At 76.1% G+C, this 17,212-nt stretch carries 16 protein-coding genes; all 16 read right to left on the bottom strand.

The window, feature by feature from the left end:
* Positions 1-36: 36 nt before the first annotated feature.
* The 16 genes from WCD58_RS08000 to dacB all read right to left on the bottom strand — a co-directional run bounded on the left by WCD58_RS08000 (position 37) and on the right by dacB (position 17,019).
* Positions 37-924 (bottom strand): DUF6779 domain-containing protein, encoded by an 888-nt coding sequence (locus tag WCD58_RS08000; RefSeq protein ID WP_337701387.1) that lies wholly within the window; start codon positions 922-924, stop codon positions 37-39.
* A 68-nt stretch (positions 925-992) separates the two neighbouring features.
* Positions 993-1,475: a DUF3180 domain-containing protein gene (locus WCD58_RS07995; RefSeq protein ID WP_337701385.1), complete on the bottom strand. Its 483-nt coding sequence runs from the start codon at positions 1,473-1,475 to the stop codon at positions 993-995.
* A gap of 13 nt (positions 1,476-1,488) precedes the next feature.
* A complete protein-coding gene (gene folK, locus WCD58_RS07990; protein WP_337701383.1) occupies positions 1,489-1,998 on the bottom strand; it encodes a 2-amino-4-hydroxy-6-hydroxymethyldihydropteridine diphosphokinase in 510 nt (169 codons plus the stop codon).
* Entirely contained in the window at positions 1,995-2,369 is a 375-nt protein-coding gene (gene folB, locus WCD58_RS07985; RefSeq protein WP_337701381.1) for a dihydroneopterin aldolase, read from the bottom strand. Before folB ends, folK begins: the two co-directional genes overlap by 4 nt.
* The gene (gene folP / locus WCD58_RS07980; protein WP_337702017.1) at positions 2,366-3,184 is read right to left on the bottom strand and encodes a dihydropteroate synthase; all 819 of its coding nucleotides are present in this window, start codon (positions 3,182-3,184) and stop codon (positions 2,366-2,368) included. Before folP ends, folB begins: the two co-directional genes overlap by 4 nt.
* Before the next feature lie 67 nt (positions 3,185-3,251).
* On the bottom strand, positions 3,252-3,926 hold the full coding sequence (gene folE, locus WCD58_RS07975; RefSeq protein ID WP_337701379.1) for a GTP cyclohydrolase I FolE: 675 nt from the start codon (positions 3,924-3,926) through the stop codon (positions 3,252-3,254).
* Positions 3,927-4,000: 74 nt separating this feature from the next.
* Positions 4,001-6,610: an ATP-dependent zinc metalloprotease FtsH gene (gene ftsH, locus WCD58_RS07970; RefSeq protein ID WP_337701376.1), complete on the bottom strand. Its 2,610-nt coding sequence runs from the start codon at positions 6,608-6,610 to the stop codon at positions 4,001-4,003.
* A gap of 173 nt (positions 6,611-6,783) precedes the next feature.
* Positions 6,784-8,349 (bottom strand): helicase HerA-like domain-containing protein, encoded by a 1,566-nt coding sequence (locus WCD58_RS07965; protein ID WP_337701373.1) that lies wholly within the window; start codon positions 8,347-8,349, stop codon positions 6,784-6,786.
* A gap of 133 nt (positions 8,350-8,482) precedes the next feature.
* Positions 8,483-9,088 carry a hypothetical protein gene (locus WCD58_RS07960; protein WP_337701370.1) on the bottom strand — a complete coding sequence of 202 codons (606 nt, stop codon included), beginning with the start codon at positions 9,086-9,088 and terminating at the stop codon, positions 8,483-8,485.
* 22 nt (positions 9,089-9,110) lie between these two features.
* A complete protein-coding gene (locus WCD58_RS07955; protein WP_337701368.1) occupies positions 9,111-10,319 on the bottom strand; it encodes an ABC transporter permease in 1,209 nt (402 codons plus the stop codon).
* The gene (locus WCD58_RS07950; RefSeq protein WP_337701366.1) at positions 10,316-11,014 is read right to left on the bottom strand and encodes an ABC transporter ATP-binding protein; all 699 of its coding nucleotides are present in this window, start codon (positions 11,012-11,014) and stop codon (positions 10,316-10,318) included. The genes WCD58_RS07955 and WCD58_RS07950 overlap by 4 nt, the downstream gene beginning before the upstream one ends.
* Positions 11,011-12,711 (bottom strand): efflux RND transporter periplasmic adaptor subunit, encoded by a 1,701-nt coding sequence (locus WCD58_RS07945; protein ID WP_337701363.1) that lies wholly within the window; start codon positions 12,709-12,711, stop codon positions 11,011-11,013. The genes WCD58_RS07950 and WCD58_RS07945 overlap by 4 nt, the downstream gene beginning before the upstream one ends.
* Positions 12,712-12,784: 73 nt before the next feature.
* Positions 12,785-13,330, bottom strand: coding sequence for a hypoxanthine phosphoribosyltransferase (gene hpt, locus WCD58_RS07940; protein WP_337701361.1), 546 nt, complete (start codon positions 13,328-13,330; stop codon positions 12,785-12,787).
* Between the two features lie 14 nt (positions 13,331-13,344).
* A complete protein-coding gene (gene tilS, locus WCD58_RS07935) occupies positions 13,345-14,403 on the bottom strand; it encodes a tRNA lysidine(34) synthetase TilS (protein WP_337701359.1) in 1,059 nt (352 codons plus the stop codon).
* Between the two features lie 6 nt (positions 14,404-14,409).
* Positions 14,410-15,486 carry an Rv3626c family coenzyme F420 biosynthesis-associated protein gene (locus tag WCD58_RS07930; protein ID WP_337701357.1) on the bottom strand — a complete coding sequence of 359 codons (1,077 nt, stop codon included), beginning with the start codon at positions 15,484-15,486 and terminating at the stop codon, positions 14,410-14,412.
* 66 nt (positions 15,487-15,552) lie between these two features.
* On the bottom strand, positions 15,553-17,019 hold the full coding sequence (gene dacB, locus WCD58_RS07925) for a D-alanyl-D-alanine carboxypeptidase/D-alanyl-D-alanine endopeptidase (protein ID WP_337701355.1): 1,467 nt from the start codon (positions 17,017-17,019) through the stop codon (positions 15,553-15,555).
* Positions 17,020-17,212: the final 193 nt, after the last annotated feature.

Raw genomic sequence — 17,212 nt, 5'->3', positions numbered from 1 at the left:
CAGCGAACAGCCCGTTCGTGGCGATCCGGGCGAGCCTCAGGGCTCGCGACGCCGCCGGCCGACGGTGCCGCCGGAGGCCGCGTGCGCGGCGAGGAGCTCGGCCACCGTGCGGCCCGAGGTCGCCGAGTCGGCGGGCGCGCGGCGGGGGCGCTCGTCGGGCGGCGGGTCGGCCGGGCGGTCGTAGCCCGCGGAGCGGACGTACTGGTCGACGAACGACCCGCCGGCCAGCACCGACGGGTCGGCCTGCGGGGCCTCGGGGTGCGCAGGCGGGGTGGGGCGCACCGGCGGGGACGGGACCGCGCGGGCGGCGGGTGGTGCCGGCACCCGCGGGGCCGGAGCGACAGGAGCGACCGGCGCCACGGGCCGGCGCGGCGCCGGCGGCGGGACCGACGGCAGGCCCGGCTGCGGGCCGGAGTCGCCGACGACGCGCAGGCGCGGGGTGCGGGGACGCGGCGGCGCACCGGCCGCGACGGGGAAGCCGACGCCCTGCAGCGTCACGGCGTCGGCGCTGCGCGACCGCTCGAGCTCCTCGCGCAGGGACGCCGCGTCCTCGCGGGCCCGGACGGCGTCCTGCTCGGCCTCCTCGCGGGCGGCGACCTCGCGGGCCACGCGGTCGTCGGCGTCGCGCTCGAGGGCGGCGAGCCGCTCGCCGGCGTCCTCCTCCGCCGCGGCGAGCTCGTCGGCGGTCTCACGGGCCTGCGCGGCGAGGTCGGCCTCGGTGCGGGCGCGCCGGGCGAGCACGACGGCCGCGAGCACCGCCGCCCACAGCGCGGCCACCACGGCCAGGCGCAGCAGGCGGGCGTCGTCGGACAGGAGCGTGGCGACGCCGGCGAGAGCGGCGAGCACGGCCGCGGCGGTCAGCAGCGCGGCGCGTCGGCGGTCGGGGCCGGCGCCGGTGCGCTGCTCCCCGTCCGGGGTGCTCATCGCTGCAGGATACCGAGCCTCCACCGGCGCCCCGCCGCCCCCGCGGACGCGGCCCGCCGGCACCGCGGTCACGATCGGCCGCGCGCGGAGTCGCGGGGGTCGTCGCTGCGCGGGTCGTCGGGCGTGCGCAGGCTGTGCTCCAGCCACAGGCCCGCCCCGACGAGCACCGCCGACCCGACGACGCCGACCACCGCGCTCGCGGTGTCCGCGCCGGCGGCGTCCACACGGTCGCGCAGCGGCAGCACGTAGGCGAGCAGACCGAGCCACGCGCCGCCGACGAGCGCCCCGGCCAGCGACGACGCCTTCGCCAGCGCGACGGCCCGCGCGGCGGCGAGCGCGTCGACGGGGCGGGCACCGGGCCGGCGGCGGATGCGGGCGCGCAGGACGGCCGCGAGCACCAGCTCGGCGACCCCGAGGACCAGCGGCGTCAGCCCCGCGAGCAGCGGCAACGGCGGCAGCTCGCCGTAGGCCGCCTGGACGAGCACGTTGACCGCCAGACCGGCGGCGACGGCCGCCACGACCAGCAGCGACGGGCTCGTCCGCGTCCTCACGGGGCCGTCCTCCTCACCGAGCCGCCTCCAGCGCCGTGTCGTCGCGGCGCACGCCGTCGCGCTCGTCGGCGGGCAGCGCGGCGAGCAGGTCCGCGACCCGCCCCCGGCCGGCGACCTCGGCGTCCGGGTCGACGTCGAACCACGGCACCAGCACGAACGCCCGCTCGTGGGCGCGCGGGTGCGGGAGCGTCAGCTCGGGGTCGTCGTCGACGGTCCCGTCCACGTCGAGGACGTCGACGTCGAGCGTCCGCGGCCCCCAGCGCACGTCACGGGTGCGGCCGGCGCGGCTCTCCGCGGCGCGGGCGCGCGTGAGCCAGTCGCGGGGCCGCGACACCGGGTCCTCGACGACGACGACGGCGTTGAGGAAGTCGTCCTGCTCGACCCCGCCCCAAGGTGCGGTCGCGTAGACCGGCGACACGGCGACCACCCGGGCCCCCGCGGCGCGCAGGGTGGCGAGGGCGCCGCGCAGGTTGCCAATGCGGTCGCCGATGTTCGAGCCCAGGGACAGGACGGCGCGGCTCATCGGGTCGCCCGCTCCCGCCGCAGCACCACCGCGACGTCGTCGAAGGGCACCGTGATCGGCGCCTGCGGCTTGTGCAGCGTCACCTCGACGGCCGCGACGCGGTCGTCGGCGAGCACCCGGGCGGCGACCTCGCCGGCCACGGCCTCGATCAGTCGCCGCGGCGGGCCCGCGACGATCGCCGCGGCGCCCTCGGCGAGCGCGCCGTAGTCGACGGTGTCGACGAGGTCGTCGGAGGACGCGGCGGCGGTGAGGTCGACCTCCAGCGCCAGGTCCAGCACGAAGTCCTGGCCGTCGCGGCGCTCGTGCTCGAACACGCCGTGGTGCCCGCGGACGCGCAGCCCGCGCAGCACGATCCGATCGGTCGAGGTCACGGCTCGACCTCCGCCGGCGACGTCCCCCACGACCACGCCGCGGCGACCGCGACGGCGTCGAGCGACGGGCCGACCTCGTGCACGCGCACGCCCCAGGCGCCGTTCGCCGCCGCGAGCGCGGACACGGCCGCGGTGGCGATCTCGCGCCCGTCGGGCGGGCGCGGGGTGCCGTCGTCGTCGGCGAGCAGCGCCCCGAGGAACCGCTTGCGCGACGCCCCGATCAGCACGGGGAAGCCGAGCCCCGTGAACACGGGCAGCTTGCGCAGCAACTGCCAGTTGTGCGCCGCGGTCTTCGCGAAGCCCAGGCCCGGGTCGAGCACCAGCAGCGACGGGTCGACGCCCGCGAGCACGGCCCGGTCGACCTGCTCGACCATCTCGGCGCGCACCTCGCCGACGACGTCCTCGTAGGAGGCGAGCGCGGTCATCCGGTTGCTCGGACCGCGCCAGTGCATGATCACCCAGGGCATGCCCGTCTCGGCGACCGTGCGGGCCATGTGCGGGTCGGCGAGGCCCCCGGAGACGTCGTTGATCATCGTGGCGCCGGCCTCGACCGCCGCTGCCGCGACCGCCGCGCGGGTGGTGTCGACGCTGACCCGCACGCCGTCGGCGACGAGCTCGCGGATCACCGGCACGACGCGCTGCGTCTCGGTCTGCGCGTCGACGCGCTCCGCGCCGGGCCGCGTGGACTCCCCGCCGACGTCGACCAGGTCGGCGCCGCGGCGGTGCAGCTCGATGCCGTGGGCCACCGCGTGGTCGCGGTCGAGCCAGCGCCCGCCGTCGGAGAACGAGTCGGGCGTGACGTTGAGGACGCCCATCACGACGCAGCGCCCCGGCTCCGGGAGGCGGTGCGCACGGGGTGTCGGGTCGGGCGGACCGCCCACGTCAGCCGCTCCGGATGAGGTTGAGGGCCTCCGCCCGCGTGCTGGCCGACGTCTTGAAGATGCCGCGGACCGCCGACGTCGTGGTGCGGGCGCCGGGCTTGCGCACGCCGCGCGCGGACATGCACTGGTGCTCGGCGTCGATCACCACGAGCGCGCCCCGGGTGTCGAGCTTCTGGTCCAGCGCGTCGGCGACCTGGCTGGTCAGGCGCTCCTGGACCTGCGGGCGCCGCGCGTAGAGGTCGACGAGGCGGGCGAGCTTGCTCAGGCCGGTGACGTGCCCCTGCGGCCCCGGGATGTAGGCGACGTGCGCCACCCCGTGGAACGGCAGCAGGTGGTGCTCGCACATCGAGAACATCGGGATGTCGCGGACGAGCACGAGCTCCTCGTGGTCCTCGGAGAACGTCCGCTCCAGCGCCTGCGCCGGGTCGGCCCGGAGCCCGGCGAAGAGCTCCTGGTACGAGCGGGCCACGCGCGCCGGCGTGTCCCGCAGGCCCTCGCGGTCCGGGTCCTCGCCGATGGCGATGAGCAGCTCGCGCACGGCGGCCTCGGCGCGCTCGGCGTCGAACCCCGGCCACGCCGGGGCGACCTCGGCGCCGACCGGTCCGCCGGTGCCGTCGTCGGTGGGGCGCACCCGGGCGTCGTCCAGGTCGCCGTCCAGTTCCTGACTGGTGGTCACGTCTCCCTCGCGGTCTCCCTCGACCCGGCCGGCCCGCCCGTCAGGACGCGCCGGCCCTCTCAGCCCTGGCCGTGTCAGCCGCGCGGGGTGTCGGAGGCGCCGGTCGACCCGGTGCCGCCGTCCGTGCCGGTGGTGCCGTCGTGGCCCCAGCTCGGGGACGTCCCCGAATGGCGGCCCTCCGAGCGGCCCTCACGGGTGCGGCCATCCGGGTCACCGTACGGGTTCGCGACGGACTCGCCAGCCGAGCGTGACGTGCCGTACGGGCTGGTCGCGCCGTCGCCGTACCCGCCGGAGCCGGCCTCGCCGTACGGGCCGGCCCCGCCGCGGCCGGCGCCGCCGGGGTTCCAGGTGGTGCCGTGCGGCACGGTCGCCGGGGTCCACCCGGGCGGGGCGCCGTAGTTCGGTGCCACCGACGAGGGCTTGTCGCCGCTCTCGCCGGCCCGCCGCCCGTTGGCGCCCGTGCGGTAGACGTCCGGGATGCCCGTCGCCGGCATGCCCGCCGGGGGCGTCGGCGTCGAGCCGCCGTCGGGGCCCTGCTGCCCCGGCTGCCCCGGCTGCCCCGGCTGCCCGGCGCCGTAGCCCGCGTCGTGGCCGTTGCCCGCGTGGGCGCCGGCGTAGCTGCCGTTGGCGCCGTGCGCGGCCTGCCCGTTGCCGCTGCCGTTGCCCGCGACCGACCCGACGGCCGTGCGCTCCGTGCGCTCGGTGTCGGTGGCCTCGCCGGGCGGCGGCCAGGGCTCGCCCCGCTCGGTGGCCAGCTCGCGCCGCGTCTTGATCGGCGGGCGGTCCGAGGGCAGGCGCTCGCCGAAGTCGTTGAACGTCGTGATGCGCGGCCGCTTGGTGACCGACGCGAAGATGCGCTCGAGGTCGCGACGCTGCAGCGTCTCGTGCTCGATCAGCTCGCCGGTCAGCGCGTCGAGCGCGTCGCGGTGGGTGTTGAGGATGTCCCACGCCTCGGTGTGCGCGGCCTCGATGAGCTTGCGCACCTCCTCGTCGATCTCGTGGGCCACCTCGAGCGAGTAGTCCGGCTGGCGTCCCGCCGAGCGGCCGAGGAACGGCTCGCCCTGCTCCTGGCCGTACTTCACGGCGCCGAGGCGGGCGCTCATGCCGTACTCGGTGACCATCGCGCGCGCGATCTTGGTCGCCTGCTCGATGTCGGACGACGCGCCGGTGGTCGGCTCGTGGAACACCAGCTCCTCGGCCGAGCGCCCGCCCATGGCGAACACCAGCCGGGCCAGCATCTCCGAGCGGGTCATGAGCTCCTTGTCGTCCTCGGGGACGACGAGCGCGTGCCCACCGGTGCGCCCGCGCGGCAGGATCGTGACCTTGTAGACCGGCTCGATGTCGGGCATCGCCCACGCGGCCAGCGCGTGGCCCGCCTCGTGGTAGGCCGCGACCTTCTTCTCCTGCTCGGAGATGATGCGGCTCTTGCGCGCCGGGCCGCCGATGACGCGGTCGACCGACTCCTCGAGCGCCGAGCCCGTGATCTGCGTCTGCCCGAGACGGGCGGTGAGCAGCGCGGCCTCGTTGATGACGTTCGCCAGGTCGGCGCCGGAGAACCCGACGGTGCGCTTGGCCAGGCCGTCGAGGTCGGCGTCGGGCGCGAGCGGCTTGCCCGCGGAGTGCACCTGCAGGATGGCGCGCCGGCCGGCGAGGTCGGGCGCCGCGACCGGGATCTGCCGGTCGAACCGGCCGGGGCGCAGCAGCGCCGGGTCGAGGATGTCGGGCCGGTTGGTGGCGGCGATGAGGATGATGCCGCCGCGCGAGTCGAACCCGTCCATCTCGACGAGCAGCTGGTTGAGCGTCTGCTCGCGCTCGTCGTGGCCGCCGCCCATGCCGGCGCCGCGGTGGCGCCCCACGGCGTCGATCTCGTCGACGAACACGATGCACGGGGAGTTCTGCTTGGCCTGCTCGAACAGGTCGCGCACCCGGGAGGCGCCGACGCCGACGAACATCTCCACGAAGTCCGAGCCGGAGATCGTGTAGAACGGCACGCCCGCCTCGCCGGCGACCGCGCGGGCGAGCAGCGTCTTGCCCGTGCCGGGCGGGCCGTAGAGCAGCACGCCCTTGGGGATCTTGGCGCCGAGCTGCTGGTAGCGCGTGGGGTTCTGGAGGAAGTCCTTGATCTCGTAGAGCTCCTCCACCGCCTCGTTCGCGCCCGCGACGTCGGCGAAGGTGGTCTTCGGCATGTCCTTGTTGAGCTGCTTGGCCTTGGACTTGCCGAAGGACAGGACGCGGTTGCCCCCGCCCTGGGAGTTCATCATCCAGAACAGCAGCAGCAGGACCAGGCCCAGCGGGATCAGGTAGATCAACATCTGGGTGAGGAACGAGTCCTGCGTGACCCGGGTGTCGAAGCCCGAGGGGGCCGGGTTGTCGCGGACCAGGGCGAACACCTGGTCGGTCGCGGCGGCCGGGTACTGCGCGTAGATCTGGTTGGTCGTCGTCGGCTGGGCGCCCTCGACGCCCGGCACCTGCACCGGGTTGGTGAGCGTCAGCCGCAGGCGCTGTTCCTTGTCCTCGATCGTGATCTCGGACGCGTTGCGGGCCTCGACCTGCTGCAGGGCGAGCGACGTCGGGGCCTCGGTGTACCCGCGGGTGTCGCTGAGCAGCGACGAGATCCCGAGGTAGACCAGGAAGAACACCACGATCCAGATGAGTGGATTGCGGAGAAGGCGCTTGCGGTCCATGCGGTTGCGGCCTCCAGGCGGCCCTCGACCCTCCCCGGGTGGACCCTGCGGTCGGTGTCAGTCGTCTCGGCTCGGGGTCCGCGCACGCACGGACGTCCGTGGGGCCCTGATCTGCTCAATGTACCCCCCGGTCACGACACCGGTCCGCGCGCGACCGGCCGGACCGGACGGGCCTACCGTCGCCGGCGCGCCGTCCCGAACAGACCTCGCGTGATCTCGCGGCCGAGCTGGCTCGCGAACGAGCGCACGAACGACTTCACCGCCGGGTTGGCCATCGCCTTCTCCACCAGCCCGGGCTCCTCGTCCTGCTCGGGCGGCGGGGCCTGTGGCGGTGCGGGCTGCGGGGGCTGGTCGGCCGGGACGGGCTCCGCCGGGGCGGGCGCGCCGGTCGCGCCGGTGGCCGCGGAGAGCTTCTCGTAGGCCGACTCGCGGTCGATCGGCGTGCCGTACTTCCCCCACAGCGGCGACGCCTTCGCCGCGTCGGTGACGGCAGACTCGCCGATCGCGGCCATGAGCGAGCGCGGCGCCCGCACCCGCGTCCACGCCACGGGCGTCGGGGCGCCCCGCTCGGAGAGCACGGTGACGATCGCCTCGCCGGTGCCCAGCGACGTCAGCGAGGTCTCGATGTCGTAGACCGACGACTTCGGGTAGGTGCGCGCGGTACGGGAGAGCGCCTTCTGGTCGTCGGGGGTGAAGGCGCGCAGCGCGTGCTGCACCCGGGCGCCGAGCTGCGAGAGGACGTCGTTGGGGACGTCGGTGGGCTGCTGGGTGCAGAAGAAGACGCCGACGCCCTTGGAGCGGATGAGCTTCACCGTCTGCTCGATGCGGTCGAGGAACGCCTTCGACGCGTCGGTGAACAGCAGGTGCGCCTCGTCGAAGAAGAAGACGAGCTTGGGCTTGTCGATGTCGCCGGCCTCGGGGAGGTCCTCGAAGAGCTCGGCGAGCAGCCACATGAGGAACGTCGAGTAGAGCATCGGGTCGGCCTGCTGGTCGGCGAGCTCCAGCAGCGTCACGCGGCCCTTGCCGTCGGGCTCGACGACGAGCAGGTCCGCGGGGTCGAACTCGGGCTCGCCGAAGAACTTGTCGCCGCCGCGCGCCTCGAGGTTGACCAGCGCGCGCAGGATCACGCCCGCCGTCGACGTCGAGACCCCGCCGATGCCCTTGAGCTGCTCCTTGCCCTCGTCCGAGAGCAGGTGCTGGATCACCGAGCGCAGGTCCTTGGTGTCCAGCAGCGCGAGACCCTGCTGGTCGGCCCAGTGGAAGATCAGGCCGAGCGTGGACTCCTGGGTCTCGTTGAGCCCGAGCACCTTCGACAGCAGGATCGGCCCGAACCCGGTGATCGTCGCGCGCACCGGGATGCCGATGCCCTCGCCGAGCGAGAGGAACTGCACCGGGTAGGCGGTCGGCGCCCAGTCGTCGCCGGTGTCGGTGGCGCGCTGGGTGACGCGGTCGTTCTTCTCGCCCTCGCGCGCGAGCCCGGAGAGGTCGCCCTTGATGTCGGCGAGCAGCACCGGCACCCCGGCGCCCGAGCACTGCTCGGCGAGGTTCTGCAGCGTCTTCGTCTTCCCGGTGCCCGTCGCGCCGGCCACCAGCCCGTGCCGGTTCAGCGTCGCGAACGGGATCCGGACCTTCGCCGCGGGGTCGACGGCGCCGTCGACGACGACGGTGCCCAGTTCGAGGGCCGCGCCCTCCGTCGCGTACCCGGCGGCGATCTCTGCAGCAGCTCCCTGATCGGCCACGGGGGCAGGCTAGCGGTGACCGTCCTCGCGGGGGTGGATCAGCGTGGCGCGGGGTGCCGGGGCGCGGAGCGAGGGCGTCCCTCGCTGCCTGTGACGCAGCCGGGGAGTCCCTCGCTCCCTCACCGGGGCGCGCTCAGGGGCCCGCGGGGACGTCGACGCGCACCGCGGTGATCGCGCCGTCGGTGCCGCGCTCCGCGTGCACGGTCACCTGCTGGCCGACGCGCAGGCCCGCGGGTCCGTCGAGGCGGGGCACGGCGACGCTCGTGCCGGCCGTCGTGCGCAGCGCGGTCTGCGTGCCGTCGCCCGCGCGGACCGTGACGATCGGGAAGCCGCCGCCGGTGGGCTGCACGGACTCGACGACGCCGAGCAGGTCGGGCACCGAGCCGGGCCCGGTGTCCGGGGCCGTCGCGCGGCCGACGAAGGCACCGAGCGCGAGGCAGACGATCCCGCCGAGCACGAGCAGCAGGATCCGCGTCGAGCGCGCCAGGCCGGGACGTCGCAGGCGGGTCGCGAGGTCGACGTCGTCCACCGGCTCGTCGAGCACCGTCGCGGCGTGGTCCTGCTGCGTCCGGTCCTCGTCGCGGTCCGGGTCCGCGCGGTCCGGGTCCGGGCGCTCCTGCTCCGCCGTGCGGGAGCTGCGCGGCGGCGGGTCCGAGCGGCGCGCGGCCTGCGGCACCGGGATCTGCTCGGTGGTCGAGGACGTGTCGGTCGGCCGGTCGCCGTCGGATGGCTGGGTCACGAGGTCCTCCCGGGGGCGCGCCTCACTCGCGGCGCAGCGCTTCGATGGGCCGCAGGCGCGCGGCACGGCGGGCGGGGTAGGCACCGAAGAAGATGCCGATGGCGGCCGAGACGCCGACCGCGGCGACGACGGCGGAGGGCAGCACGACCGGCCGGAAGTCGCCGAGCGGCACCAGCGTCCCGGCGTAGCCCACCGCGACGCCGAGCATGCCGCCGACCACGCTCAGGATGATCGACTCGACGAGGAACTGGCCGAGGATCGCCGACGGCGGCGCGCCGAGGGCCTTGCGGATGCCGATCTCGCGGGTCCGCTCGGTCACCGACACGAGCATGATGTTGGTGATCCCGATGCCGCCGACCACCAGCGAGATCGCCGCGATCGCCGCCAGCAGCAGCGTGAACGCGCCGAGCGTGTCGTCGAGGACGTCGGCGAGCTGGCGGGCGCTGAGCACCTGGTAGTCGCGGTTGTCCGGGTTCTCGATGCCGTGCCGGCGGTCCAGGATGCTGTTGATCTCGCTCTCCGCGGCGGCCTGCGCCTCGGTCGAGCGCGCCTGCACGACGATCTGGCTGAGGTCGCCGAAGCCGGTCAGCGATCCCTGCACGGCCGTGATCGGCGCGAGGACGTTCTCGTCGGGGTTCGCCAGGCCCTGCCCCTGGCCGGCCGGCGCCAGCGTGCCGATCACGTCGAACGGCACCCCGCGCACGAGCACGTCGCGCCCGACGGGATCGGAGCCGACGCCGAAGAGGTCGTCGGCGACCGTCCGCCCGAGCAGGATGACCTTGCGCCCGGCCTCGACGTCGGCGTCGGTGTAGGCGCGCCCGGTGCCGATCTGGACGTTGGCGCCCGGGAAGTAGGACGGGGTGCTGCCGACGACGGTGGCGTCGGTGCGCGACCGTCCCGCGTCGACCGACGCCGACAGCTGCGCCACCGGCGAGACCGACGCGACGTCCGGGGCACCCTGCGGGTCGGCGAGCGCGCGCACGTCACCGGTGGTCAGCGGGCGCCCGCTGGTGCCGGCGCTCTCGGGGGGCTGGCGCGGCAGGACCGTGATGCTGTTGGCGCCCAGCCCCGCGATCTGGCCCTGGATGTACTGCGACGCCCCGTTGCCCAGCGCGGTGAGCAGGATGACCGCCGCGATGCCGATGATGATCCCGAGCATCGTCAGCAGCGAGCGGAGCCGGTTGGCGATCAGGCCGCGGACCGCGAAGCGGACGATCTCCACGACGCTCATCGCCGCGCGCCGGCTTCCGTCAGGCGCCCGTCGGAGACCACCACGACCCGCTCCGCCCGCTCGGCGACCTCGTCGTCGTGGGTGATCAGCACGATCGTCCGGCCCGAGGCGTGCAGGCGGTCGAACAGGGCGAGCGCGTCGGCGGTGCTCTGCGAGTCGAGGTTGCCGGTGGGCTCGTCGGCGAGCAGCAGGGCCGGGGACGTGACGAGCGCACGCGCGACGGCGACGCGCTGCTGCTGGCCGCCGGAGAGCTGGTTGGGGCGGTGGTCCTCGCGGCCCTGCAGTCCGACGAGCGCCAGGGCGGCCATCGCCCGCTCGTGCCGCCGCCGCCGGCCCACCCCTGCGTAGACCAGCGGCAGCTCGACGTTCGCGAGCGCGGTGGTGCGCGGGATGAGGTTGAACGCCTGGAACACGAAGCCGATCTGCCGGTTGCGCAGCACGGCCTGCTGGCGCTCGTCGAGGTCGGCGACGTCGAGGCCCTCGAGCAGGTAGCGCCCGGAGGTCGGGGCGTCGAGGCAGCCGAGCATGTTCAGCAGCGTCGACTTCCCGGAGCCGGACTGGCCGATCACCGCCACGTACTCGCCGCGGCGCACGGTCAGGTCGACGTCGCGCAGCGCGTGGACCGCGGTCTCGCCCGCGCCGTAGACCTTCGAGAGCTTCCGGACGTCGAGGACGTGCTCGACCTTCCCGGTCATCCCCCGCCGCCCTGACCGCCCTGGGTGCTCGGCGGCGGGCCCTGGCCGGGACCGAACGGGTTGGCCGTGTCGGGGCCGGGCAGGACGACGAGCTCGCCCGGCGCGAGGCCCGAGCGGACCTCGGTGGTCGTGTCGGAGCTCAGCCCGAGGCCCACGGTGCGCGGCTGCGGCGTGCCGTCGGGCCCCAGCACCTGCACCGTCCCGGCGGTCGCCCCCTCGCCGCCGATCGGGATGACCGCCACGGACGGCAGGAACGCCACGTTCGGCGACTCCTGCACGGTGACCGCGACGCTCGCCGACATCCCGGGGCGCAGGTTCGGCGGCGGCCCGGTCAGCGTCACGACCGTGCCGTACTGGACCGACGTGCCGGCGCCGGGCAGGAGGTCGATCGCGGTCACGGTGCCCGGCAAGGCCTGCCCGGGCAGCGCGTTCACCGACACCTCGACCGGCTGGCCGACCGCGAGCCGGCCCACGTCGAGCTCGGGGACGTCCGCGCGGATCTGCAACGACGTGAGGTCGAGGATCGTCAACGCGGCCGGCGTGCTCGGCGAGCCCGTGACCGACGAGCCGCCCCCGCCCGTGGCGCCGCCACCCCCGGCGCTGCTCGCCCCGGAGGCGCCCGCCGCCGCCGCACCGGCCGCGGCGCCCGTGCCCCCGGCCGTGCCGTCGGGCAGCGTGCCGCCGGTGGGGTTGCCCGACGACGTCGAGCTCGTCGTCGTGCCGCCGGCGGGAACGAGCTGGCCCGGTCCGATGTCGAGGCTCACGACCGTGCCGTCCTGCGGCGACGAGAGCTCGAGGTCCTCGGCGGCGTTCTCGGCCTGGATCACCGACGCCTCCGCCTGCGCCAGCTGCGCCTCGGCGGACGCGACCTGACCCTCGGGCGTCGTCGCGGCGGCGCCGCCACCGGCTCCGGCGCCCGCCCCGGACGCGCCGCCCGCGGCGCCACCGCCGGCGGGAGGCGTCGTGGTCGGCGGCGCCGGCGCGGCGGCGGGTGCGGCCTTCGGGTCGGCGGTGGGCATGCTGCGCAGTCCGTTGACGCCGATGAGCGGTGCGTTCTGCTGTTGCTGCTGGGGCGCCGCGGGCGCCTGCGGACCACCCGCGCCGCCGGCTCCGCCCTGACCACCGTGGCCGCCGTTGCCGCCGATGAGGCCCGGCCCGCCCTGACCACCGGCGCCGCCGGGCCCTCCGGGACCGCCCGGCCCGCCGGGAGCGGGGGCGGGTGCGGGTGCGACGGGCTGCATGCCGGCTGCGGGAGCACCCGCCGCGCCCGCCGCCGGCTGCTGCGCCGGCGCCGCCGCGCTGGTCGTCGGGTTGTCGCGCGCCTCGCGGGCGTCACGCAGCGCCTGGCGGGCGGAGTCGCGCTGCGCCCGGGCGGCGTCGAGGTTGGCGTCGGCGTACTCGGCGTCGAGGGTCGCGACGACCTCGCCGGCCTCTACGCGGTCGCCGACCGCGACGCGCACGTCCGCGACGCGCCCACCCCCGGCGAAGTTCAGCGTGGAGCTCCGGGCGCTGGTGACCGCGCCGGACGCGGTGACCGTCTCGGCCACCGTGCCGCGGCCGACGGGGGTGGTCCGCAGGCCCGCGTCGTCGGTACCGCCGCTCGCCGTGAGCGCGACGATCGTGCCCCCGGCGGCGAGCAGCACCACCAGAGCAATGGCTCCGTTGACGAGCCACAGAGAGCGACGCGAACCCGCCATGTGGCGGACGCTATCCAGTGGTCACCGAGCGCTTCCGCCCGGGGTCCCGTTTGACTGAGTGAACGTTCAGCGATCAGGCGTACACGTGCGGGTCGAGCGTGCCGATGTAGGGCAGGTCCCGGTAGCGCTCCGCGTAGTCGAGCCCGAAGCCGACGACGAACTCGTTCGGGATGTCGAAGCCGACGTACGCGACGTCCACGTCGAGCTTGGCCGCCTCCGGCTTGCGCAGCAGCGTCACGACGTCGAGCGACGCCGGCCCGCGGGACTCGAGGTTCTTGCGCAGCCAGGACAGCGTGAGGCCGGAGTCGATGATGTCCTCGACGATCAGCACGCGGCGCCCGGAGATGTCCCGGTCGAGGTCCTTGAGGATGCGCACGACACCCGAGGACGACGTCGACGACCCGTACGAGCTGACCGCCATGAACTCGAGCTGCGTGGGCATCGGCAGCCGGCGGGCAAGGTCCGTCATGAACATCACGGCGCCCTTGAGGACGCCGACGAGGACGAGATCCGAGTCGCCCTCGCCGTACCCGGCCGCGATCTCCTCGGCCAGCTCGGCGATCTTGTCCTGGATCTGCTCCTCGGTGATCAGTACGGACGCGATGTCGCCGTCGTACACCGTTGTCGGGCTCCTCACCGGTTCGGGGACGGCCCGGCGGGGCGGGCCGGGACACCCGGGTCGTCGCCGGGGCCCTCGAGCACCCGAAGCCTGCCACGTGCCCGGACCACCACCAACTCGCCCGGGAGGGGCGGGACGCCCTGGCCACGCCACTGCGCGACGACGTTGTCCACAGCACGAAGGTGGGCGTCGGACAGCTCCCGGGCGCCCGCCGCGGCCAGCCACGACCGCAGGACGCGCCGGCGCACGGCGGGAGGCTCCGCGGCGAGGGCCACCGCGTCGAGGGACCCGTCGGCGTCCACGAGCACGTCCAGACGCTGCCCGGCCAGGGCGGAGAGCGCGGCGTCGTCGTCGGCGAGCTGCGCGGCCGTGCGGGCGAGGGCGGGCGCGACACCGCCGCCGAGGGCCTCCTCGAGCGCCGGCAGGACCTCGTGACGCAGCCGCGCGCGGGTGTAGCGCGGATCAGCGTTGTGAGGGTCGTCCCACACCGGGAGATCCAGCGCCGCGCACGCCGCCCGGGTCGTCGCCCGGCGCACGCCGAGCAGGGGTCGGCACCACGGCGGGTCCCACGCGGCCATGCCCGCGAGCGAGCGCGCCCCCGAGCCGCGCCCGAGCCCGAGCAGCACCGTCTCCGCCTGGTCGTCGAGCGTGTGCCCGAGCAGCACCGGCGCGTCCCCGTGCGTCCGCGACACCGCGCGCAGTGCCGCGTACCGCGCCGCGCGCGCCGCCGCCTCGGGCCCGCCCGCGGTGCCGACCTCGACGGCGACGACCTCCGCGCCCGTCACCCCGAGCCCGCGCAGCTGCCCCGCGACCCGCGCGGAATGCGCGGCGGAGCCGTCCTGCAGGCCGTGGTCGACGACGACGCCGTGCACCTCGCCGGGCGCCACGGCCACCGCGGCCGCGGCGAGCGCGAGGGAGTCCGCGCCGCCGGAGCACGCGATGATCAACGGGGAGTTCGCGCGCGGAGAGGCAGCGAATTCAGGGGAGCGCGCCGATAGGACGTTCGCTGCGTCACCCAGCACCTCGCGCACCGCGCGCCGGACCTCGGCGACCGGCTCCGGCACGCGCGCCACGGGAGGTCAGCCGTGGACGCGGGCGACCCAGGCGTCCGGGTCGGTGATCTCGGCACGCCGGGGCAGGGTGTCCGGCGAGGTCCACACCGCGTTGAGGCCGTCGAGGCCCACCCGCGCGACGACGTGGTCGACGAACACGCGGCCCTGCTCGTACTGCCGGATCTTCGCGTCGACGCCCAGCAGCGTGCGCAGCAGCCGGTCGACGAGGCTGCCGCCGCGGCGCCGGTGGGTGAAGCGCGCCCGGATCGTCGCCACCGACGGCACCACGGCGGGCCCGACGGCGTCCATGACGTGCTCGGCGTGGCCCTCGAGCAGCGTGGTCAGGGCGAGCAGCCGGTCGAGGACGGCGCGCTGCTCGGGGCCCTGGAACATCTCGACCAGCGCCATCCCGTCACGCGGCGGCTCGCGGCGGATCGCCTTGACGATCTCGGGCAGCCGGTCGACCGCCCCGGACGCGGAGCGGTCGAAGCCGCCGGCGAACGCCGCGACCTCGCCCTGGAAGTGGTCGCGCAGCCAGTCGACGGCGGTGAACTGCAGCCGGTGGGTGGCCTCGTGCAGGCACACCCACAGCGCGAAGTCGTCGCCGTCGACCTCGAGCGCCTGACGGGCGGCGACGACGTTCGGCGCGACGAGCAGCAGGCGCCCGGCCTGCTCGGGGCCGCCGAACGGGTCGTACTGCCCGAGCACCCGGCTGCCGAGGAACGCCAGCAGCGTGCCCATCTGCAGCCCGGCCGCCGAGCGCGTCACGCGCCCGACGGTGCTGCCGACGATCCCGTCGGGCGGGCCGGGCAGCGGCGCGTCGGCCAGCAGCGCGGCGATGCCGTCGACGGCGGAGTGGATCCACCCGGGGCGGTCGACGACGTCGGCCTCGGGCACCGGCAGGCCGGCGCCGAGACCGGTGAGCGCGCGCACGTGGCCCTCGGAGATGCGGGCGCCCTCGCGCAGCCGGGCCACCTCGGCGGCGGCCTCGGCGGGCGAGACCGCGGGGCCGGCGGGCACCAGGCGCGTGCCGGTGGCGATCGCGACGCCCCAGTCGACGGGCAGCCCCGTGCCGCGGGGCGCGGAGGTCAGGTCGACGGTCACCGCTCCACCGTACGTCGCGGGAGACGGAGCCTGCGGAGCTCGACCCGGGACGGCAGGCGGCGGCTCCTACCGGCAGCCACAGTCGTGCAGCGCCGCGGCCAGCGCGTCCAGGCGCGGGCGGGCGGTGCCTTGGTCGACGCCGTTGCTCATGAACGAGAAGACGAGCGTGCGCCCGTCGGCGGTGTCGACGACGCCGGCCAGCGCGTTCGCGGCCGTCAGCGTCCCCGTCTTCGCCCGCACCCACCCGCGGCCGTCGGCGCTCGGCGTCCCGGGCACGTAGCGCTCGGCGAGGGTGCCGCCCCCGCCCGCCACGGGCAGCCCGTCGAGCAGGGGGCGCAGGGCGGCGGTGCGCGGGTCGGCGCCGGTCGGGGCGGCGGCGGGCGCGAGCACCCCGGACAGGGCGTTCGCGGGCACCCGGTCGTTCACCGAGAGCCCGCTGGTGTCGGAGAGCACCACGCCGTCGGTGTCGATCTGCGCCTCGCCCAGCACGCGGATCACGGCCCGGGCGGCACCCTCGAAGGTCGTCGGCTCCCCGACGGCGCGGGCGACCTCGCGCCCGAGGGCCTCGGCGAGGACGTTGTCGGAGTTCTGCAGCGCGGTGCGCACGAGCTCGGTGACCGGCGGCGACTGCACCTGGCCGAGGACCGCCGCGTTCGGCGGCGCGGTGCCGACGGCCACCGTCGGCGCGGCGCCGCCGCGGGTGAGGCGGGCGCCGAGCTCGCGGGCGGCGTCGGAGGCCGGGGTGGCGGTGCGCGGCACGTCGAGGAGGGTCGGGTCACTGCGGCCGCCGTCGAGCATCACCGGCACGATCGGCGCCACGAACCCGCTCGCGACGTCGGTGGGGTCCCAGCCGGCGGCGACGCCGTTGCCGCCGCCGTTCTCGTAGTGCGAGACGTCCACCAGCACGCGCGTCACCGGCGGCTGGCCGGCCCGCGACGCGTTGACCGCGGCGACGAGGTCGTCGAGCCGCGCGGCGTCGGGGTAGACGGTCTGGCGCCCGGCGGGCAGCGACGAGAGCGTCGGGTCCCCGCCCCCGACCAGCACGATCGTGTCCGGGGTCGGGCCGGCGACCACCGAGGTCGTCAGCCGCATCGTCGGGTCGAGGCGCAGCAGGGCCGCGGCGCTGGTCAGCAGCTTCGTCACCGACGCCGGCACCTGCGGGTCGTCGGGGCGGCGGCTCCAGAGCGCGGTGCCGGTGGCCGGGTCGAGGACGGCGCCGGTGAGGTCGCCGAGGGCGGCGGCGCGCGCGTCGAGCGCCGTCGCGAGCCCGGCCGGGGTCGGCGCGGGCGCGTCGGCGCCGACCGCGGCGAGGCGCAGCCGGGGTGTCGTGGGGTCCGGCGGGTCGGCGGCCTCGCCGCCGAGCAGCGTCACCGGCAGGCCCGCGGCGCGGGCGAACGACGGCGCGGTGAGCGTCACGCCGACGACGACACCGGCCAGCAGGGCGACGACGACCGCGACGCTCAGGAGGCGCAGGCCCCACCGGCGAACGGCGGATGACGCGTCGGGGACCGCGCGGTGACCGTCGCCGCTCAACGCCCCGCACCCCTCCTCACCTGCAGTTCACCTCACCCGGACGAGAGCCGGGTCACCCGACGGTGTGCCGGGTCACCCCGGCCGGTGCCCCACACTAGAGAAGGGCGGGGACCCTCGGCCGACCCACGGGGGCGGGTCCACGCGAGGAGTCGCGGCCGACGTTGTGAAGAACCGAGCACAGGAAGCGGTGAGC

Origin of the sequence: Actinomycetospora flava, assembly GCF_037400335.1 — a bacterium.
Lineage (GTDB): Bacteria > Actinomycetota > Actinomycetes > Mycobacteriales > Pseudonocardiaceae > Actinomycetospora > Actinomycetospora flava.
Note: the sequence above shows the minus strand (reverse complement) of the source record. Positions and strands in the feature narration are given on the sequence as shown.